The sequence below is a fragment of the Kribbella sp. NBC_00482 genome, assembly GCF_036013725.1.
Lineage (GTDB): Bacteria > Actinomycetota > Actinomycetes > Propionibacteriales > Kribbellaceae > Kribbella.
In genome coordinates this window covers 3,284,439-3,304,672 of the sequence record NZ_CP107881.1, presented here as the reverse complement: position 1 = coordinate 3,304,672, position 20,234 = coordinate 3,284,439, and the positions used below count along the sequence as shown (strand labels likewise).

The 20,234-nt window shown below is 68.3% G+C and carries 18 protein-coding genes; 12 read left to right on the top strand and 6 right to left on the bottom strand.

Going from position 1 to position 20,234, the window contains the following annotated elements; genetic code table 11:
- Nucleotides 1–70: 70 nt before the first annotated feature.
- On the top strand, nt 71–1,318 hold the full coding sequence (locus tag OHB24_RS16405) for an erythromycin esterase family protein (RefSeq protein WP_327639888.1): 1,248 nt from the start codon (nt 71–73) through the stop codon (nt 1,316–1,318).
- On the opposite strand, the gene OHB24_RS16400 is transcribed toward OHB24_RS16405, so the two are convergent.
- Nucleotides 1,311–2,267, bottom strand: coding sequence for an asparaginase (locus OHB24_RS16400; RefSeq protein ID WP_327639887.1), 957 nt, complete (start codon nt 2,265–2,267; stop codon nt 1,311–1,313). The genes OHB24_RS16405 and OHB24_RS16400 overlap by 8 nt on opposite strands.
- A gap of 190 nt (nt 2,268–2,457) precedes the next feature.
- On the opposite strand from OHB24_RS16400, the gene OHB24_RS16395 reads away from it, so the two are divergent.
- From OHB24_RS16395 to OHB24_RS16375, 5 genes are read left to right on the top strand one after another with little or no spacing between them, the layout of a single operon-like run.
- Nucleotides 2,458–3,762 carry an ABC transporter substrate-binding protein gene (locus OHB24_RS16395; protein ID WP_327639886.1) on the top strand — a complete coding sequence of 435 codons (1,305 nt, stop codon included), beginning with the start codon at nt 2,458–2,460 and terminating at the stop codon, nt 3,760–3,762.
- Complete coding sequence (locus OHB24_RS16390; protein ID WP_327639885.1) at nt 3,762–4,649, top strand: carbohydrate ABC transporter permease; 888 nt, start codon at nt 3,762–3,764, stop codon at nt 4,647–4,649. The genes OHB24_RS16395 and OHB24_RS16390 overlap by 1 nt, the downstream gene beginning before the upstream one ends.
- Nucleotides 4,649–5,578, top strand: a complete 930-nt coding sequence (locus OHB24_RS16385; protein ID WP_327639884.1) for a carbohydrate ABC transporter permease — start codon at nt 4,649–4,651, stop codon at nt 5,576–5,578. The genes OHB24_RS16390 and OHB24_RS16385 overlap by 1 nt, the downstream gene beginning before the upstream one ends.
- Nucleotides 5,575–8,019: a beta-galactosidase gene (locus OHB24_RS16380; RefSeq protein ID WP_327639883.1), complete on the top strand. Its 2,445-nt coding sequence runs from the start codon at nt 5,575–5,577 to the stop codon at nt 8,017–8,019. Before OHB24_RS16385 ends, OHB24_RS16380 begins: the two co-directional genes overlap by 4 nt.
- Nucleotides 8,020–8,022: 3 nt before the next feature.
- A complete protein-coding gene (locus OHB24_RS16375) occupies nt 8,023–9,276 on the top strand; it encodes an ROK family transcriptional regulator (protein ID WP_327639882.1) in 1,254 nt (417 codons plus the stop codon).
- On the opposite strand, the gene ygfZ is transcribed toward OHB24_RS16375, so the two are convergent.
- Nucleotides 9,273–10,265 (bottom strand): CAF17-like 4Fe-4S cluster assembly/insertion protein YgfZ, encoded by a 993-nt coding sequence (ygfZ, locus tag OHB24_RS16370; protein WP_327639881.1) that lies wholly within the window; start codon nt 10,263–10,265, stop codon nt 9,273–9,275. The two genes, OHB24_RS16375 and ygfZ, sit on opposite strands and share 4 nt — an antisense overlap.
- A 110-nt stretch (nt 10,266–10,375) precedes the next feature.
- Here ygfZ and OHB24_RS16365 point away from each other — a divergent pair, with 110 nt between their 5' ends.
- Entirely contained in the window at nt 10,376–11,197 is an 822-nt protein-coding gene (locus OHB24_RS16365; RefSeq protein ID WP_327639880.1) for an LLM class flavin-dependent oxidoreductase, read from the top strand.
- A 106-nt stretch (nt 11,198–11,303) separates the two neighbouring features.
- On the opposite strand, the gene OHB24_RS16360 is transcribed toward OHB24_RS16365, so the two are convergent.
- Nucleotides 11,304–12,671, bottom strand: coding sequence for a cation:dicarboxylate symporter family transporter (locus tag OHB24_RS16360; protein ID WP_327639879.1), 1,368 nt, complete (start codon nt 12,669–12,671; stop codon nt 11,304–11,306).
- Nucleotides 12,672–12,790: 119 nt separating this feature from the next.
- On the opposite strand from OHB24_RS16360, the gene OHB24_RS16355 reads away from it, so the two are divergent.
- From OHB24_RS16355 to OHB24_RS16340, 4 genes are all read left to right on the top strand, one after another.
- On the top strand, nt 12,791–14,047 hold the full coding sequence (locus tag OHB24_RS16355) for a sensor histidine kinase (RefSeq protein WP_327639878.1): 1,257 nt from the start codon (nt 12,791–12,793) through the stop codon (nt 14,045–14,047).
- A complete protein-coding gene (locus tag OHB24_RS16350; RefSeq protein ID WP_327639877.1) occupies nt 14,040–14,717 on the top strand; it encodes a response regulator in 678 nt (225 codons plus the stop codon). The genes OHB24_RS16355 and OHB24_RS16350 overlap by 8 nt, the downstream gene beginning before the upstream one ends.
- Nucleotides 14,718–14,953: 236 nt before the next feature.
- Nucleotides 14,954–15,463 (top strand): RNA polymerase sigma factor, encoded by a 510-nt coding sequence (locus tag OHB24_RS16345; protein WP_327639876.1) that lies wholly within the window; start codon nt 14,954–14,956, stop codon nt 15,461–15,463.
- Nucleotides 15,460–16,548: a CU044_5270 family protein gene (locus OHB24_RS16340; protein ID WP_327639875.1), complete on the top strand. Its 1,089-nt coding sequence runs from the start codon at nt 15,460–15,462 to the stop codon at nt 16,546–16,548. The genes OHB24_RS16345 and OHB24_RS16340 overlap by 4 nt, the downstream gene beginning before the upstream one ends.
- A gap of 90 nt (nt 16,549–16,638) precedes the next feature.
- On the opposite strand, the gene OHB24_RS16335 is transcribed toward OHB24_RS16340, so the two are convergent.
- Nucleotides 16,639–17,142: an FABP family protein gene (locus OHB24_RS16335; protein ID WP_327639874.1), complete on the bottom strand. Its 504-nt coding sequence runs from the start codon at nt 17,140–17,142 to the stop codon at nt 16,639–16,641.
- 165 nt (nt 17,143–17,307) lie between these two features.
- Between OHB24_RS16335 and OHB24_RS16330 the strand changes: the two genes are divergently transcribed.
- On the top strand, nt 17,308–17,670 hold the full coding sequence (locus OHB24_RS16330) for a DsrE family protein (protein WP_327639873.1): 363 nt from the start codon (nt 17,308–17,310) through the stop codon (nt 17,668–17,670).
- Between the two features lie 75 nt (nt 17,671–17,745).
- Here OHB24_RS16330 and OHB24_RS16325 read toward each other — a convergent pair whose 3' ends face one another.
- Both OHB24_RS16325 and OHB24_RS16320 read right to left on the bottom strand, forming a co-directional pair.
- A complete protein-coding gene (locus tag OHB24_RS16325; protein WP_327639872.1) occupies nt 17,746–19,677 on the bottom strand; it encodes a hypothetical protein in 1,932 nt (643 codons plus the stop codon).
- Nucleotides 19,677–20,234: a hypothetical protein gene (locus OHB24_RS16320; protein ID WP_327639871.1), complete on the bottom strand. Its 558-nt coding sequence runs from the start codon at nt 20,232–20,234 to the stop codon at nt 19,677–19,679. Before OHB24_RS16320 ends, OHB24_RS16325 begins: the two co-directional genes overlap by 1 nt.

Below are 20,234 nucleotides of genomic sequence, written 5' to 3'. Positions count from 1 at the left end.
GTACGGCGTATCTCCGAAGCCCTCCGCTGGAGGATGCCCGGACCGAGCCTGGACGACAGGGTGGGATGGCATGGAACCCATCTCTCGCAGGACGCTGCTAGCCGGCTCGGCGCTCGCCGCAGTCAGCCTTAGCAGCACAACCGCCTACGCAACGGACAACTCGATCACCCGCTGGATCGCCCAGAACGCCAAGCCGATCACCGACCTGAACCCGGGCAACGCACAGATCGTCGGTCTCGGTGAGGCCGTGCACGCGACCGCCGAGATCACTCAACTCAAGCTCCGCGTCGTCCGCAATCTCGTCGAGCACCACGGCTTCCGCGCGATCGCGTTCGAGGACGACTGGTCGCTCGGCACCCAACTGAACGACTACGTCCTTACCGGCCGCGGCGATCTTCACGAGCTGATGGGCCTATTGAGCACCGAGGCCCGCACGCACGAGAACGCCGAGCTCTTCGAATACCTCCGCGCGTACAACGCCATCCACCGCGACAAGGTCCGGTTCGCCGGTTCGGAATACTTCTCCACCCGGCGACTCTCGTACGACGCCGTCGCCGAGTACGTCGCGCGCCGCGCACCGCACCGGCTGGCCGAACTCCACCGGAGCCTGGACCCGATCCGCCCGACCACCGACGACATGGGCGCGTACGTCCGGTGGTATTGGCAGGAGGTCAAGGACAAGGCGCCGTACGTCGCCAAGGCCCGCGCTGTCTACTCGCTCGTTCGCGACCTGCCGCACCGGCCGAACGACCGCGACTACGCGATCACCGAGCACCACGCGCGCCAGATCCGCTCGTTCTACACGGCATTCAGCCTGCCGGAGGAGCAGAACCTGGTGTACCGCGATGCCCGCGCCGCGGAGAACGTCCGCTGGTGGCACGGCTTCACCCGCAACAAGGTGATCTACTGGGCGGCCAGCGCGCACACCGCCAACGCTCCGCGCCTGCAGGTCAGCGAACCACCCGTCGCCTTCCGCAGCGCCGGCTCGTATCTCCGAGCTTGGTACGGCGACCGCTACCGCTCGATCGGCTGCACCTTCGACCACGGTACGACGCTCGGCCCGATCACGATGCCGCCCGCACCAGCCGACTGGTTCGAGCACCAACTGACGGCGACGGGCCTGGACAACTTCTTGCTCGACCTCCGCACACACCCGCAACCCGCAGCGGTCCGCGCCTGGCTACACCAAACCGCCAAGACCCGCGGTTTCCCCGAGGCCGGCCCATCGTCCTACCTGACCGGCGACAGCCTCGCCGACTGGTTCGACGTCGTACTCCACACCCACAAGGTCACACCAACCCACCCGCTGGTCAGCTGAAGGTCGGTGCGTGCGGCCGGACTGCGCCGACCACGTTGTCTCCGCCGGTGAGGTCGAAGTGGAGGTGGTTCTCGATCGTCTCGTTCGTGAGGCCGAGACGCTGGAGGGTCGCCGCCATCACGACCTTGCGGGCGCGCGGCGTACCGTCCTCGAGCTTCAGCGCGATGCCGGTGCCGTCCGCGAGACCGACGGCGTACACACCCTCGGCGCCGGCCTTGCAGAACAGGCCGTTGACCGCACGCATCAGCTCGGCTTCGTCGCGCGTACTCCCGCTGGCGTACTCGGGGTACGCACGGAACGCCTGGGCGACCTGACCCTCCTGGCTGTCCGTGGCCGCGGCCGCGAACAGACCGAACGAGCGGGCCAGGCCGGAGAGCGTGAGCGCGAAGATCGGCGCGCCGCAGCCGTCGATCGCGACGTACGAGACCTTCTCGCCGGCCGCGTCCTCGATCGCGGTGCGGATCTCCTGCTGCAGCGGGTGATCCGGCGAGCGGTAGGTCTCGAGGTCCCAGCCGTTGAGCGTGCTGGTCAGCAGCATCGCGGCGTGCTTGCCGGAGCAGTTCATCACGATCCGCTCCTTGCCGTGGCCGGCCTTGACCCAGGCATCCCGGGTCTCGTCGTCCAGCGGGTACGCGACCGGAGTCTGCAGCGCGGTCTCGTCGAGGCCGGCCGTCGCGAGGATCTCCCGTACGCCGTCCACGTGGATCTGCTCACCCGAATGCGAGGCGCCGGCCAGCGCGAGCAGCTTGCCGGTCAGCGGGAGACCGTTGCGGAGCATGCCGAGGGCCTGCATGGGTTTGTTGGACGAGCGGGGGAACATCGGCTGGTCCACGATGCCGGCGGACCAGTCGACGCTGCCGTCGGGGTTGGTCACGACGACGGAGCCGCGGTGGTGGCCTTCGACGAAGTCGCTGCGGACCACGTCGGCCAGGATCACAGGTTCGGTCACGGCTGAACTGTACAGGTGCAAAACGCCCTGTTGCGAATGATTCCCGTCACTGGCCCGCTGGTCACGGTTTGGCATTTCGGCGACCGAGGTCTTGCCAACGATTATTCCAATGGTTAGTTTAACCGCCACCCAAACCCTCAGGGATCAACACAAATCCTCAGGGTTCAACACGCACGGGAAGGTCAGCGCGATGGCGATGGACAAGGCGCAGGTTTCGCGTCGGGGATTTCTCGGGATGAGTCTGGCCGCGGGTGTCATCACGCTCACCGCGTGCGGTTCGGACAGTGACGACAAGGGCAGTACGTCGGGCAACGCCACCGCCGCCAACCTGGTGATGGCGGTGTGGGGCGGAGACGCCGACAAGACGGCGTACCAGAAGCGGATCGACCTGCTGGTCAAGAAGTTCCCCGAGCTGAAGGTGACGCTCCAGCTGATCCCGGGTGACGGGTACGCGCAGAAGGTCCAGACGATGATCGCCGGCGGCAAGGGCCCCGACATCATGCAGGTGGCCGAGAGCGTCAACGTCTACTCGAGCAAGAACCAGCTCCTGCCGCTGGACGACCTGGCCTCGAAGGCCGGGATCGACCTGGAGAAGCGGTTCGGCTCGATCGGCAAGCTGTACTCCTACCAGGACAAGGTCTACGCGGTCCCGGACCGTTCCGGCGCGATGATCGTGTACTACAACAAGACGCTGTTCGATGCCAAGGGCATCAAGGCGCCGACCGCGGACTGGACCTGGGACGACGCGCTCGGCGCGTTCAAGGAACTGACCGTTCCGGGCAAGCAGTGGGGCTACTCCGGCGGCGGCTGGTGGGCCCAGTGGTGGAGCTTCGTGTACCAGAACGGCGGCAAGATCATCGACGACAGCGGCAAGCCCGCGGTCGCCACCGACGAGGTGATCGAGGCGCTGCAGTGGACCGGCGACCTGGTGTTCAAGCACGGCGTGGTCCCGACCCCGAAGCAGTACGCCGACATGGGCGCCGACGTCGGCGGTGACGCGGCGTTCGCCAACGGCAAGGTCGCGGTGAACACCACCGGCTTCTGGGCGATCGGTGGTCTGGCCAAGAGCAAGATCGAGTGGGACATCGCGCCGCTGTGGAAGGGCAAGCAGCAGGCAGTGACCGCGTTCGGTAGCGGCCTGGCGGTCTCCCGGACGGCGAAGAACCCGGATGCCGCCCTCAAGGCGATCGACTTCTTCACCTCGCCGGAGGCGCAGCAGCAGATCATCGCCACCGGTCAGGACGTTCCGGCCAACATCGAGGTGCAGAAGAGCCAGGCGTTCCTGAAACCGGCCTGGATGACCAAGCCGGTGAACATGAACGTGTTCGGCGAGTCCAGCGACTTCGTCTACCGGGCGCCGTTCATCCCGGCCTGGAACGAGATGCAGAAGGCGTTCGACGACGGGCTGGCCGACTTCTGGCTGGGCAAGCAGGACGCGCGTACCGCACTGACGGCGGTGCAGAAGCGACTCGAGTCCATCGTCAAGCCGGCCTGATGTCGAAGCTACGCCGCCGCGAGGCGTTGTGGTTCTACCTGTTCGCGTCGCCGTGGATCATCGGGTTCGTCGTGTTCCTGCTCGGGCCGATGATCGCGTCGGTCTACATCTCGCTGACCGACTGGGACTCCTTCACCCCGCCGAAGTTCGTCGGGCTGGAGAACTACACCCGGCTGCTGACCGAGGATCCGGTGTTCTGGAAGGCGTTGTGGAACACGTTCTACTACGCCGCGATCTCGGTGCCGCTCGGCCTCGGGATCGGCCTGTGGCTGGCGAACCTGCTGAACAAGCAGGTTCGCCTCCGCAAGGTGTTCCGGACGCTGATCTACCTGCCGACGCTGGTGCCGCTGGTCGCGACGGCGATGATCTTCAAGATGGTGCTGGCGCCGTCGGGTCCGCTCAACGACGTGCTCGGGGTGTTCAGCATCCCGGGCCCGTCGTGGCTGCTGGAATCGATCTGGGTGAAGCCCGCCCTGATCCTGCTGTCCGTCTGGGGCGCCGGCGGCGCGACCGTCCTGTTGCTCGCGGCCATGAAGGGCATTCCACGGGAGCTCTACGAGGCGGCCGAGGTCGACGGTGCGGGACCGTTCCGGCAGTTCTGGAGCATCACCTTCCCGCAGTTGACCCCGATCATCTTCTTCAACCTGATCATGGGCCTGATCGGGGCGTTCCAGGTGTTCTCCCAGGTCTACATCCTGACCAAGGGCGGGCCGGACAACGCCAGCCAGATGATGGTTCCGCTGCTGTTCAACGAGGCGTTCTCCTTCTACCACATGGGTTACGCGTCGGCGCTGTCGTGGTTGTTGTTCGCCGTGATCCTGGTGTTCACGCTGCTCGCCTTCCGCACCGCCCGGCGCTGGGTGTTCTACGAGACCGAGGTGAAGTGATGGCCACCGTCATCTCCGCTGCCGCACCACCGCAGCAGGAGCCGCAGCCGGGACCGGAGCGGACTCCGAGCCGCGATCGGGTCATGGGCGTGTTCCGGGCGACGCCGTTCACCTACGCCACGTTGATCATCGTGTCGGCGGTGCTGTGCGTACCGCTGGTGTTCGTGGTGTCGATCGCGCTGTCCAGCGACCAGACCGTCAACGCGAACACCTTCACGATCCTCCCCCGCGAGTTCCACTGGGAGAACTTCACGCGGGTGTTCAGCACCGACCTGCCGATGCAGCGGTTCCTGCTGAACTCGGTGATCATCTCGACCGGCGCGGTGATCGGGCAGATGCTGTCCAGCGGGCTGGTCGGTTACGCGTTCGCACGGTTGCGGGCGCCGGGCAAGAACGCGCTGTTCATCATCGTGCTGGCGACCATGATGATCCCGGCGCAGATCACGATGATCCCGCAGTTCATCCTGTTCAAGGAACTCGGCTGGGTGAACATCTTCCTGCCGCTGATCGTGCCGAACTTCTTCTCCAACGCGTTCAACGTCTTCCTGGTCCGGCAGTTCGTGTCCCGGCTGCCGAGCGAGATCGACGAGGCCGCGATGGTCGACGGGCTGGGCTTCTTCGGCATCTACCGCCGGATCATGCTGCCGATGCTCGCCCCGGTCCTGATCGCGATCGGGATCTTCACCCTGACCGCGACCTGGGGTGACTTCATGGGCCCGTTGATCTACCTCAACGACGAGACCAAGATGCCGCTCGCGCTGGGCGTGCAGTACATCACCAGTACGTCGCAAGCTTTGCAGGCACCACCGTGGAACCTGGTGATGGTCGGGTCGATCCTGCTCACCTTGCCGATGATCCTGGTGTACTACCTGGGACAGCGGTACCTGTACGAGATGGACATCAGCGGCGGGAGTGCGGGGGTCAAGTGACGGTCGAAATGGACGCGCGAGGGATCCGGATCGATGGTGAGCCGCGAGTGCTGTTGTGCGCGTCGCTGTTCTACTTCCGGTTGCCGACGGAGCAGTGGCGGGCGCGGCTCGAGCAGGTTCGCCGGTCCGGGTACACCTGCGTCGACGTGTACCTGCCGTGGAACTATCACGAACTCTCCCCGGGCCGCTGGTCGTTCGAGGGCCGCCGGGACGTCGCCGCGTTCCTGGATCTCGCGTTCGAGGTCGGGCTGCACGTCATCGCCCGGCCCGGTCCGTACATCTGCTCGGAGTGGGACGGCGGCGCACTGCCGGCGTGGCTGGGGCTGGACCCCGCGCTGCGCGTCCGGCAGAACGAGCCGCGGTTCCTCGCTCAGGTGACGGACTGGTTCGATCAGGTCCTGCCGATCCTGGCTGCGCGTCAGTACGGCGCAGGTGGTGCCGTCGTCATGGTCCAGTTGGAGAACGAGCTCGATTTCTTCGACTGCGAGGACCGGCCCGGATACCTGACCGCGTTGCGGGACCAGGCTCTGAAGCACGGCCTCGACGTACCGCTGATTGCTTGCTCCGGGCAAGGAGATCTCTTCGGCGCCACCGGCGACGTGGAGGGCGTCGTGCCGGCGTGCAACTTCTACCCTGACGACGACTCGCCGTTCATCGAGGAAGAGGTACGGCGGTACGCGCGACTACTCGCTGATCAGGGGCTGCCGCTGCTGATCACCGAGACCAACCGGCGGCACCGGACGCTGCGGCGCCTGCTGGCGAGTGGCGCGTCGCTGATCGCGCCCTACCTGCAGTCGTCGGGATGGAACTTCGGTTACACCCCATCGAGTGGGAACTGGGGCAAACCGGGGAACTTCATGAGCCACGGCTACGACTTCGGTGGATACGTGTCGTCCACCGGAGCGGAGCGGCCGGAGTTCGCGCAGGCGCAGACGCTGGCCTGGGTGCTGGAGGCGCTCGGACCACGGCTGGCGTCGGCGACGCTGGGTGAGCCGATCACGGTGACCACCGATTTTCCGACCAGCTCGTCGCACTCGGTGCTGGAACTGGCGGGCGGTGGCCGACTGGTCGCCCTACCCAACCTCGGCGCCGAGGACGGACAGGCGATCGTCGGAGGCATCCCGGTCGCGGTGGCGGCGGACTCGTGCCCGCTGATGCTGCTCGATCTGCCGCTCGGCGACACCACGCTCCGGCTGGCGTCGGCCGACCTGATGGATACGAAGCAGGGCCTGCTGTTCTGCTCCTCCGTGCCGGTGACTGTTGCCATCGGCAACACCACGGAAGACGTCCCGGTCGGGTCGTCGCGGATCGTCGAAGGTGTCGTCGTCACCGTGGAGCCGCCACCGGAGGTCGACACCCCCGAGGTCTCCGATGCAGGATCGGTGATCGTCCGGCGACGTACGTCGGCCGCACCGTCGACGCCGGCGGGCACCCACGAACTCCCGCCGACGCTGGAATCCCTCGGCGTCTACCGGGGGCGCGGAACCTACACGGCGACCATCGATGAGTGCGGCGAGCTGTTGCTCGTGGGCGCCGCCGACATCGTGGACCTGTCGATCGGCGGTCGCGTTCACACGCTGGCCGCCTTCGGTGCGACAGAACGCATCGACGTCGGCGGGGTCACCGGACAGATCCAGGCAACCGTCGAGATCTGGGGCCACGCGAACTTCGACGACACCCGGCTGCCGTCCCTGCGGCTCGGCGCGCTCCGCGGCCTCGGATCGCTGTGGAACGTCATCGAGACGCACGACATCTCCGCGCTCTGGACGGTCCACGGGCACTCGGCCGGCGACCCGGCCCCGCTGCGGAGCCTCACCGGCTGGAGCAGCACCCGCGTCGGTACGCCGATCACGTACACGCGCCACCTCGACACCGAAACGCCGACTGCCCTGCATCTGGAAGGCGTTCGAGAGCCCGTCGCCGTGACTGTGGACGACGGTCAGCCACGCACCGTCCACTCCGAGGACCCGTGGGTGATCCTGCCCGCGGGGACCAAGCAGATCTCGGTCACGGTTCCGCACAATCCGAGCGGCGGCGGTCTCCGCGCCGAGTTGCTCGTACTGGACCCGATCCGCGACTGGACCTGCGCCGTACAGGACGACGAACTGCTGACCGCGTTCGCGCTCCGCCGCGAGTCCGGACCCGAGATCGAGCTCCCGCTGACCCTCGCGGCAGGCGAGGAGGCCTGGCTCGACGTGGAGCTTCCAACGTTGGAGAATGGGTTGCTGGTGCGGCCGGAAGGTAGTCAGATCCGGATCACCGGCTGGGCCTCCGGGGAGTGTCTCGGACGCGTCTGGCTCGGTGACCGACCGGCGTTCTCCGGCGGCGATCCCGACGTACTGTGGGTCCCGCCGGGATGGTCCGGGCTGACGCTGCTGGTGCGGGGCGTCGACGGACCGGCCAGGCCGGAGCTTCGGACAGTACGGATCGAGAGCAGTTAGGGGATGAACGTGCCGCGCCAGACGTCTCGTGACCTGCGCAACGAGAGCCGGTTCGAGGTGCTGCACGCCCTGTTCGCCCTGGGGCCGTCGACCAGGCAGGAGATCTCCCGGCATACCGGGTTGAGTCCCGCGACCGTCGCCACCCTGGTCACGCAGTTCCTCGCCGAGGGGGTGCTGCGGATCGCGATGGTCGAGCAGAACACGGTCGGCCGCCCGTACGAGCGGCTGACCATCGACCCCGACCGCGGCCGCATCCTCGGCATCGACGTGGCCGAGACGTATGTCGACGCGACGGTGTACGACGTCACGCTCCAGCCGCTCGCACAGGGCCAGGTCGCGCTCGACGAGCACGAGAGTGGTCCGGCGTACGTGGTCGACGGCATCGTCCGCGCTGTCGACGCGGCGATCGGGGCCGCCGGCATCGGGCGCGACCAGATCATCGGGGCCGGCGTGAGCCTGCCTGGCCAGGTTCGGCCGGACGCCGGGGTTTCGGTCTTCGCGCCGAACTGGGACTGGCACGACGTCACGATCGAGGCGTTGCTCGAGCAACGCCTCGGCCTGCCGGTCTACGTCGACAACCCGCTCAAGGCCGTGGCGCTGTCGGAACTGTGGTTCGGCGTCGGCCGGGTGACCAAGAGCATGGCGGTGGTCAATCTCGGCACCGGGGTCGGCGCCGGCATCGTGATCGACAGGTCCTTGCTCCGCGGCGAGGCGAACAACGCGGGTGAGTGGGGACATACCTTGCTCCAGCTGGACGGCCGGCCCTGCCGGTGCGGCCGGCTCGGCTGCGTCGAGGCGTACCTGGGCGTGCACGGACTGCAGACCACGCTGGCAGAGATCGACCAGGATCATTCCGCGCTGCGGGAGCCGCAGCAGCGCGGGTTCGTGGACGCGGTGGCCGACGGGCTGGCGCAGGGTGACAGTGCGCTGGCCGAGCTGGCCCGTCGTACCTCTCACTACCTGGCGGCGTCGCTCGGCGACCTGGTGAACCTGCTGAACATCGCGCACATCACGCTGACCGGGTGGACCACCGCGGCCTTGGGCGACCACCTGATCCCCGCGGTCCGCTCAGAGCTGCCGGATCACGTCCTGCCGGGGTCCCTCCCCAACCTCACGGTCGAGGCTTCCCGTGTGCCCGGCAATCCGGTCGCGCTGGGCATGGCTGCCTTCAGCCTCGAACGGTTCCTGTGCACCCTGGGCCTGGCCAGCCCCGCCAGCGTCCCACCGCCCGGCCGCCGCCTGCGCTCGTCTGTCTAGAGCCTTGACCGAACGTGCAGGCCGACCTCGGGGTCGACCAGGAGGTCCTGCGTGGCGGTCACTGTGGGCTGGTCTTCGGCGACGATCTCGAGCACGGCATCCGGGTCGACGTTGCGCTTGACCAGGGCGAGGGCGATCGGGCCGAGCTCGTGGTGGCGGGCCGCGGAGCCGATGACTCCGACCTGCTTCTCCCCCGCGCGGACGGCGTACCCGTGGGCCGGCAGGTGGTCGACGGAGCCGTCGAGCAGCAGGCGGACGATGCGGCGCGGCGGGCGGCCGAGGTTGTGGATCCGCGCGACGGTCTCCTGCCCGCGGTAGCAGCCCTTGTCGAGATGTACGCCGACGCCGAGCCAACCGAGCTCGTTCGGGATCGCGCGATCGTCCGTGTCGAGCCCGAAGCGCGGCGAACCCGCCTCGATCCGGAGCGCCTCGTACGCCCAGATCCCGGCCACGGCGCCCTCCAGCCCAGCCAGCTCGGCTCGCGGCAGGAACACCTCGTGCCCACCCAGCGAGTCGTCACCGCTACGGGTCAGGTGCTCGCCCGAAGCAGCCCCGGGACGCCAGATGATCGCGTAGTCGTCGGTCACGTCCGTGATCTCGACGCGGGACATGAACACCATCTTCTGCAGCCACTCCACCAACGCGGCGGCCGCGCCCGGCTCGGTGTGCAGCCAGAACGTCTCGCCGTCGTCGACGCCGTACATCACATGCTCGACATGCCCGGTCGGAGACAGCAGCAGCGCGGTCGTCGACGTACCGGGTTTGAGGCCTTCGAAGTACTGCGTGGTCAGCGCATGCAGCCAGGTCAACCGGTCCGGGCCGGTGATCGTGACCACGTCGCGGTGCGACAGGTCGACGAACGCCTCACCCGCGACCAGGGCCCGCTGCTCGCGCAGGTCCGAGCCGTAGTGCGCCGCGACGCCGGCGTCGAGTCCGTCGGCCTCGACCGCACCGGGCCGGTCCAGCAGGGGGCTGCGCATACGTGACATGTCACCAGAGTACGTCGCTCGGCGTACGGCGAACGCCTCCCCTCGTGGGATGTGGACAGACCCCGGCTGCGGCGAGTCTGGAGTCATCAAACGACGGAGGGAGCAGGGCGATGAACGCGAGGCAGTTCCGGTTCGGTGTGGCGGGAAGTCCGACGACCGGTGAGGAGTGGGTGAAGACGGTCCGGCAGGCGGCGGATCTCGGGTTCCAGACCGTACTGATGCCGGACGGGCTGCAGCTCCCCGCGCCGTTCTCCTCGCTCGCGATGGCGGCCGCGGTCGCCGACATCCGGGTCGGCACCTTCGTCGCGGCCGCGCCGCTGCGGACGCCGCGACAGGCCGCCTGGGAGGCGCACACCCTGACCGTGCTCACCGATGGGCGGTTCGAGTTCGGCATCGGCACCGGCCGCCCCGTCGCGGAGCAGCAGACGGCCGAGGTCGGCCTGCGGTGGGGAACGGCCCGGGAGCGGCGCGAGCAGGTCATCGAAACCCTCGACCTGCTGCGCGAGCTCGACGGCGAGCGCCGTACGCCGATCATGCTGGCCGCCGGCGGACCGAAGGCGCTTGCGCTCGCGGCCGAGCGGGCCGACATCGTCTCGCTGGCCAAGGACGCGACCACTCCTCGCTCGGAGGTTGCGGCCGTCGCCCGCGAGTTGCGTGAGCTGGCCGGATCCCGCGCCGACGACATCGAGCTCGCGATGAACCTGCTCGCCGCCGGCACCCGCCCGCTGCCGCCTTGGACGAAGCGCGCCTCGGGCGTCGACCCCGACCAGCTCGAGGCGATGGACTCGTTGATGCTGCTCCGCGGCACTCCGCAGGAGATGGCCGACGAACTCCTGCGCCGCCGCGACCAGATCGGCGCCAGCTACATCAGCGTCAACTCCGGCTACCTCGAGGACTTCGCGCCAGTCATCGAACTACTGGACGGCCGCTGATCCCTTCCTTCTCTCTCTTTCTTCTCTCTCTTTCCTTCCTTCCCTTCAAAGCACTGCCCGCCGGTCTGTGGGCCGGCGGGCAGTGCTTGGGAGGGGTGGGGATGGTCTAGTGGTCGGACTGACGAGCTTCGACGGCGGCCGGCGCGTCACCGCCGTGAGTGTCACCGGCGGCGAAGGCGACCTCGTCGAACGGGTCGTTGCCGGCGAACACCTGTTCGGCCTGGTTCTTGTCGAACTCGCCGACCCAGTGGCCGACCAGGACGGTCGCGACCGCGTTGCCGGCGAAGTTCGTCAGCGCACGGGCCTCGGACATGAACCGGTCGATGCCGACGATCAGACCGACGCCGTCGACCAGCTCCGGCCGGTGCGACTGCAGACCGCCGGCCAAGGTCGCCAGGCCCGCACCGGTGACACCGGCGGCACCCTTCGACGCGACGACCATGAACACCAGCAGGGAGATCTGCTGGCCGAGCGAGAACGGCGTGTCCATCGCCTCCGCGATGAACAGCGACGCCATCGTCAGATAGATCGCCGTACCGTCGAGGTTGAACGAGTACCCGGTCGGGACGGTGATACCGACGACGGACTTGTCGACGCCGAGATGCTCCATCTTGCCGATCAGCCGGGGCAGGGCGGTCTCCGACGACGAGCTGGACACGATCAGCAGGAACTCGCGTCCGAGATAGCGCAGCAGCTGGAAGATCGAGACCCCGGTGACCAGGCGAAGAATGGTGCCCAGGACAACGATCACGAACAGCAGACACGTGATGTAGAAGGCCAGCATGATCTTGCCGAGGCTCACCAGCGCGTCCCAGCCGGTCGCGCCGACGACGGCCGCGATCGCACCGAACGCGCCGACCGGCGCCGTCCACATGATCATCGACAGGATCTTGAACACCAGCCGCTGGATGTGACCGATACCGACCAGGACCGGCTGGCCGACGGAGCCCATCGCCTGCAGCGCGAACCCGACGAGCAGCGCGACCAGCACGGTCTGCAGCACCTCGCCCTCGGTCAGCGAGGACAGCAGCGACTTCGGGATGATGCCGAGGATGAAGTCCGTCGTACTCTCGTGTGCGCCGGCGGCCTGCTTCTGCCCGGCCTCCCGGAGCTTGTCGGTCAGGTTCAGGCCCGAGCCCGGCTGCACGATGTTGCCGACCAGCAGGCCGATGGCGAGTGCGACCGTCGACATCACCAGGAAGTAGACGAGCGCGAGACCGCCGACCTTGCCGACGCTGGCGGCCTGCCGGACCGAGCCGATGCCGAGCACCAGGGTGCAGAAGATGATCGGGCTGATCAGCATCTTGATCAGGTTCACGAAGCCGGTGCCGAGCGGTTTCAGCTCGACCGCGAAATCGGGGAACAGGAACCCGACACCGATGCCGAGCAGAACGGCGACGATGACGGCGATGTAGAGGAAATGGGTCCGGTCGTTGCGGACCGGAGTCGGGCGGGATTCGGTCGGGCTCGACATTGGTGGGACTCCCTTATCGGCCTGGCGGAGGGGTTTTGGGTAACTGTGACGTGACGCACAGGAGAAGTGCTCATTTCGTTCATATCGTTCGCAGTGCGGATTAGAGGCAAACTGTCCGCATGCGACACCGTCCGTGGGAGCTGCGCCGCCAGGTGCTGTGGATACAGACGGTCACGGTCCTGATCCTGATCGCGATGGCATGGATCGTGATGATCAGCCGATCGCGGGCGCAGGCACTGCGGGACGCGGCGGCGACCGGCCTGGCCGCACCGAGCTGGTCGGAGCTGGTCCGGCTGGACATCCGCTCGATGCTCGGCATCGCCAGCCTGATGCTCGGGGTCGCGATCGCCGGCAACGCGCTCGTCACCTGGCGGGTACGGCGGGCCACGCGCGGCGTGGGAACGCAGTCGCTGGCCCGGATGCTCGACTTCTACGAGGGCGTACTGCACGCGGCGCGCGAAGGGCTGATCCTGCTCGACCTCGACGGCCGGGTGCAGCTCGCGAACGACGAGGCCCTCGCTCTGCTCGGGTTGCGCTCCGTTGTCCCCGGTACGCCGCTCGAGGAGCTCCGCCTCGGCGCTCCCCTGGCCGAGTTGCTCGCGACCGGGCGGACGGCGTACGACGAGCTCCACCTCGGCGCGCGCGGCGTGGTCGTCGTGAACCAGCAGCCGTCCGGGCGCGGGCGGATCGTCACGCTGCGGGACCACACCCAGCTGCAACGGCTGCTCGGCGAGCTGGACGCCGTACGGAGTTTGGCCGAATCGCTGCAGGCACAGAATCATGAGGCGTCGAATCGGCTGCACACCGTGGTCAGCCTGATCGAGATCGGGAAACCGGAACGGGCGCGGGAGTTCGCGGTGTCGGAGCTGCAGTTCGCACAGGCGATGACGGATCGGGTCGTCGGCACGGTCGGCGATCCGGTGCTGGCGTCGCTGCTGCTGGCGAAGTTGTCTCAGGCGCAGGAGCGTGGCGTCGTACTGACCCTCGATCTCGGGCACGAGACGCTGAACACGCGGCTGCCTGCCCAGGACGTGGTGACCGTGGTCGGAAACCTGCTGGACAACGCGATCGAGGCGGCGCGGGGCGGTCCGGCGCCGCGGAAGGTCGAATTCCGGGCGGCGACGACCGCGGAGGCCGTGGACCTGATCGTGACGAACACGGGTGCCGAACTGGGGTCGGTGGAGTTGGCGCACATGTTCGAGCGCGGGTGGACGACGAAGGCCGAGCCGGGGCACGGGCTGGGACTCGTTCTGGTGCGGAGCACGGTCGAGAGGTGGCAGGGTTCGCTGATGGTCGATCCGGATTCCGAGCTGGACGAAGTACCGGCGTTGACCGTGCGAGTGCGGTTGCCGCGGGCGGTGGGCGCGAGTGCCTGATTTACGCGTACTCGTCGTCGAGGACGATCCCGTCGCCGCAGAAGCACATCGCACGTACGTCGAACGCCTGCCCGGCTTCACCTGCGCCGGAATCGCCGGTACTGCGGGGCGCGCGCTGCAGGTGCTTGCGCGAGGCGATGTCGACGTGGTGCTGCTCGACATGCATTTGCCGGACGGACACGGGCTGGACGTCGTACGGCGAATGCGAGCCCTCGGCAACCAGACGGACGTGGTCGCGGTGACGTCGGCGCGCGAGGTCGCGGCGGTGCAGGCGGCCGCGCGGATCGGGGTCGTTCAGTACGTGCTGAAGCCCTTTGCCTTCGAGACATTGCGCGACCGGTTGTCGGCGTACGCCCGCCAGCGCCGGGCCGCAGAAGCCGGTCAGGTCGTTGCAGATCAGGAAGAGGTGGACCGGCTGTTGCATCCGGCAACAGTCTCGTCGGTGCCGAAGGGTCTCGCCGGTGGGGTGCTCGACCGCGTCGTACAGCTCCTCGCCGACCGCGAGGGCTGGACCGCGGAGGAGGTGGCGACGTCGCTCGGCACCTCACGGATCACCGCCCGCCGGTACCTGGAACACCTCGCCGACCAGGGCCAGGCACTCCGGACACAACGCTACGACGGCCGCAGCGGCCGACCAAAAGTCGAGTACTCCTGGGTGTCCGAGAGCTGACCGCTCGGTGAGCCGCGCAAACGGCTCGCCGCGGGTGCAGATCAGCCCAGATCGACCTGGACCGGATTTTCTGAGAAGTGCTGCAAGGGAATCGGGCAATAGCAGGTATGAACCCACCGCGGACAGCGTCGCTCAGTCGCGAACGCATACCTGAGATCCATAGCCCGCCCTCGATACCGGACGAGATACCAGCTCCGGGACCGGCCGCGAGCGGTCAGACGCCGGAAGATTTCGCGGTGCTGTTCGACGTGCACGCTCCCCCGATCCACCGGTACATCGCTCGCCGACTCGGTACCGGCGAGGCGGACGACTTGGTCGCTCAGACGTTCCTGATCGCGTTCGAGCGTCGAGACAGCTACCGTGAGTCACCGTCCGGTCCGTTGCCGTGGTTGTACGGCATCGCGACCAATCTGATCCGCCGCCGACGACGCGACGAGATACGCCAGTACCGGGCGTACTCGCGCTCCGACCCGGGCGCAGCGCCGGCCGGCGCGGACACGCTCTCCGCCGAGGTCGTCGACCGGGTCGACGCGGAGACGACCTCACGCGCCCTGGCCGGCGTACTGGCCGGCCTCCGGCAGACCGACCGGGACGTCCTCCTGCTCTACGCGTGGGAAGACCTCAGCTATCCCGAGATCGCCGCCGCCCTGAAAATCCCCGCCGGGACGGTTGCGTCCCGCCTGCACCGTGCCCGTCGAGTCCTGCGCGCCGCGCTCGGCTCAGACTTCCAGGAGAACCGCTCATGACCGAGATCGACGCACTCAAGCGCCTGAACGACGACGTACCGCCGGCCACCCCGCTGGCCCTCGCCCGCGCCCGTCAGCGGGTGCTGACCCCGCAGCCTGCCGAGCGCCGCTCCACCGGACGCCGCCGGATGGTGCTCGCGGGTGCCCTCGCCGCAACGCTGGCCGTCGGCTTCCTCGTCAACGACGTCGTCACCAAGACCGACGGGACGGTGGCGCCTGGCGCGATAGCCGACGCCGGCACGTTCCTGGGGACCGCCGCCGACCAGTCGACCAGTGCCCCGGACGTACCGATCCCGGCCGGCCAGTACCGGCAGGTCACCCAGCGGAGCCAGGAAGGATGGAACTTCGGTCCGCGCAACGCGTACCACGGCACTCGCCTGTCGGTCAGCGACTGGTGGGTCCCGTCCAGCCAAACGCCGCCGTTCACCGCGATCTCGGTGCTCGGCGCCAAGCAGGAGTTCTCCAGCAAGGCTGCCGAGCAGCTCTGGCACCGGACCGACCCGCTGAACATCAAGCCGCAGAAGATCAAGACCGCGGACGCCTGCGCCGTCATGACCGGCGGTGCCATTCTCATTCAGCCGAAGGGTACGACGCGCAACTGCAAGGCCAGCTGGCTCACCCCGTCGGTCGACTTGATCTCCCGGCTGCCCAAGGACCCGGCCGCCCTGCTTGCGGCGCTGCGGAAGAACGACCACACCTGGCCGGGGCTGGGTGATGCTCCGGCGCAGGGCGACTACCGGGCGTTCGAGCGCGCCGGGAGCATCCTGGTGTCCGGGTTCGCGACGTCGGAGCAGCGGGCCACGCTGTACAAGGCACTGCGCGGTATCCACGGCATCCAGCTCCTTCCGGATGCGGTGAACCTGGACGGGAAGGCCGGCCGGGCGATCGGGCTGGTCGAGATGTGGGGCGTCCGCAAGGAGCTGATCATCGACTCGAAGACAGGCCAGTTCATCGGTCTTCGTGAGGTCGCTACGGTGACGGCACCGCTCAACGGCGACGGTGACCCGATGCCGTACAAGCGCGGCGACGTGATCAGTTGGACGTCGGTCGCGACGCAGATCACCCCGAACCACCCCAAGGTCTGAGGACACGACATCGGCGGAGGCCCGGACCAGCTGCCTGGTCTGGGCTGCTGCTGGACCGAGTCCCGCAAGGGGGCTCGGTAGTTCCGCTGTCTACGGTGTCGTGGAGCGGACGAGAGTTGCCCAGAGGTGGGGCTGCAGGGGCTGGCCTTCGGCGGCCATGTCGTACGCCCAGAGGAGCTCGCCGTTGACGAGACCGTAGAGGCGGTGGCCGGCGGTGACTTCCTTGGCCGAAACGGTGCGGGCCACCACATCGGTCTGCAGCTCGATCTTCGCGCCGTCGATGTCGCCGTACCAGATCTCCGCGAAGCCGGTCGGGTGCGCGAGGATGACCTCGACCTTGTTGTCCGGCCGCGGGCGCCAGAACCCGGTCTCGACGGCGAGCGGACGCTCCTTGGTGCCGTCCTCGCCGACCACGAACGTCTGGCTGACGTAGTGCAGGTACGGCTTGCCGTTGTGGGTGAAGTCGATCTGCTGCCCGAACTCGAACTTCTCGATGGTCGGGTAGTCACCGTGCCCGCGGCCCTCCCAGCGACCGATCAGCCACGCGAGCGGCATCAGGTCCGGGTGCAGGTCCTGCGGAATCTCGAACGCCATCGGGTCACTCAGTTCGCACTACGGCCGCGATACAGCCGGTAGACGACGAACGCCGAGAACCAGCCCATGAACACACAGACCAGGACCAGCAGCGTGGTGAAGACGACGTGCAGCACGTTGGTCAGTCTAGAGGATGGGTACGGCGGTTTCGGCTACGGTGGCGTGATGTCCCGCACGCTGGTGATCAAGCTGACCGCAGGCGCCGAGGAACCCGAGCGCGCCAACCAGGCCTTCACCGTCGCCGCCACCGCGGTCGCGGCCGGCGCCAGGGTCTCCCTGTGGCTGACCGGTGACGCCGTCTGGTTCGCCGTACCCGGGCGCGCCGAAGCCTTCGAACTCCCGCACGCGGCACCCCTCGCCGACCTGCTCACCGCGGTCCTCGAAGGCGGTCAACTCACCGTCTGCACCCAGTGCGCCAAGCGCCGCGACCTCACCGAACCCGACCTCCGCCCCGGCACCCGGATAGCCGGCGCCCCCGCCTTCACCGAAGAAATCCTCATCGAAAACACCCAAGCGATCGTCTACTGACAGCATGGTCCTACCAACAGCACGGTCCGCGGACTCGGAGAGCCCGCGGACCGTGCTGTTGGTTGTAGAAGGTGGTCAGCGTTCGCGGCCGCCGTCGTTGCCTCGGCCGTCGTTGCCTTGGCCACGGTTGCGGTCCTGGCCGCGCTGTGCGGCCGGGGTGCCGGGGCGGTCATTGGTAGCGACACCGGCGCTGTCGACCTTGACCTTGCTGAGCGGCTCCTGGTCGCCCCGAGTGTTGTCGAACTGCGCCTGCTCGTCGGGCGGGAGCGCCTGAGCGGGACCACTCCGCTGCTTGTTTCCCTGGGCCTTTGCGTCGGCGATCGCCGGGTCCTCGGCCGCCTGCTCCGGCGGACGCCACTGCGAGCCCTGCGCTTGGCTGGTCGAAGGGCCCTCAGTTTGGCTGCCCGGGCTCTGGCCGTCCTCCTGGCCGAGTCCCGCGGTCTCGTCGACGGCATTCTGCGAGGCGTTGGCGATCTGCTGCGTGTCCGGCCCCTTCGGCTGCGGAGGCTGCGCGCCGTCCTGACCCGCCTCCGCCCCCTGCCCAGAAGCCTGCACCTGCTGAGCATCAACCTGCTGCGTATCAGCCTGCGGCGCCTCCACCTGCTGCCCGTTCACCGCCTGCGTGTCAACCTGCGGATCCCCGACCTGCTGCGCGTCGACCTGCGGATTGTCTACCTGCTGCGCGTCGACCTGCGGTGAGTCCACCTGCTGTGGGTCGGCCTCTTGGCCGTCCTGTCCGAGCTCGGTGCCGTCGTTCTGCAGGTCGTTGTCGACCCCGGTCTCCTCGGCGACGTACGGGTTGACGCCGTCCTGCTCGGCGCTGACGTCGGTGTGCTGCCCGTCGTTCGCGTCCAGCCCCGACTCGTCCAGCTCCGAACCGTCCAACTCGTCCCCGTCGAGAGCGGAGTCCTGACCCTCCTGGGCGAGGTCGGTCTGCTGGAGCCGGTCGTCGTTGTCGAGCGCGCCCTCCTCGGCCACGTACGGGTTGACGCCCTCCTGCTCCGCAGCAGGCTCCGTGTCGCGCACGTTGTCCGCCTCGGCCGACGGGTCATCCACCGCGCTGTCCGCATCCACCGACGAGTCTTCCAGCGCGTTGTCCGCCTCGGCCGACGGGTCACCTACCGCGTTGTCCGCGTCGACCTTCGGCTCGCCGTCGGCGTCGAGCGTGGGGTCCGTCTGCTGACCGTCGTTTTCGTTCAGCCGGTCGTTCGGGTCGAGCGCACCCTCTTCGGCCACGTACGGGTTGACGTCCTCCTGCTCCGCGGCGGGCTCGGTCTCGCGCACGTTGTCCGCCTCGGCGGACGGATCATCCACCGTGCTGTCCGCGTCGACATCCGACTCGTTGTCCGCCTCGACGTCCTGCCGGTCGTCGGCGTTCTGCTCGTCGGCGATCTCGTCGGCCGCAAGCGCCGCGCCGGCAGCAGTCCCGGCGGTCGCCGGGTCGATGCCGTCCTCGCGGTTCTGCTGGCTGTTCTGCTCGTCCCGCTTCCGCTTCTCGTCGTCCTCCCGGGCCCGGTCCGCCTCGCGCCGCTCGACCGCGTCGTCCACGCCGTCACCGTCGCGGTCGTTCGCGTTGTCGTTCTGCTGATCGATGTCGTCGCGGCGCTCGGTCGCGTCGTCGCGGTGATCCCGATCGAGATCGGTCCGGTTCTCGACCCGATCGTCGATCCCGTCCCGGTCGCGGTCGTTGTTCAGGTCCCGGTCCTGATTCTGCTCCCGCAGCCGGTCGACGTCGCCGCGCAGGTTCTCGTTCTGCCCCTCGAGGTCCCGGACCTGATTCTCGGCCCGCGCGGCCTCGCGCTCCAGCTGGGCGGTGCGATCGCGCACGTCGACGTCCGGGTTACGGTCGGGGCCCCAGCGGTCCTGGAGGATTCCCCGCTCGATCCCCGCACGGCGCCGCTGCTGCGAAGACAGGCGATTCCAGAGGTTCTGCCCCATGCTCTTGAGGCGCCTGAACTCCCGGACCAGGATCCGCAGGAGGTCTTCCGCTTCGAGTTCTTCAGCCATCAGGCCACCTCGCTGGCATAGACGGAGTATCCGAAGCCGACCGCGGTCTCCTCCGGCCCCGGTTGGGACGCATACAGGTGGAACTCGGCTCCCGGTCGCAGCCAAACCGCCAGATGCCGGCGGCGGCCGCGCCACTCCGGCGGAATGCGCAGGTCGTCGCCGGGCCCGACGTACACCGGCGGGCCCCAGTAGCGGCGGGCGATCTCGAGCTGGCCCGGCCAGTGCGCGTCGAGGCCTTCCTCGGCCTGCGGCAGCTCCGAGGCGCCGATCTCGTACGCCGACCAGCCGCTCCGCGGCGACTCGGGCAGCACGGCGTCCGGCAGCACGAGCATCACTGTCTCGCGCTGGGTGACCAGGCCCCAGGTGTACCGATCAGGGTCGATGTTGCCCGGTGCCCAGGGCATCCAGCCGGTGGCGTCGGTGACGCGGTTGACCAAGGCACGGATCGCGTCCATTCCGGTGGCCGGCGGCCCCCAGATCGGCCGCCAGTCGACGACCTCGGCCAGATCGGCCATCGCCCGCTCGTCATCGTCGAACGACCGCTCCTGCGTCTTCAC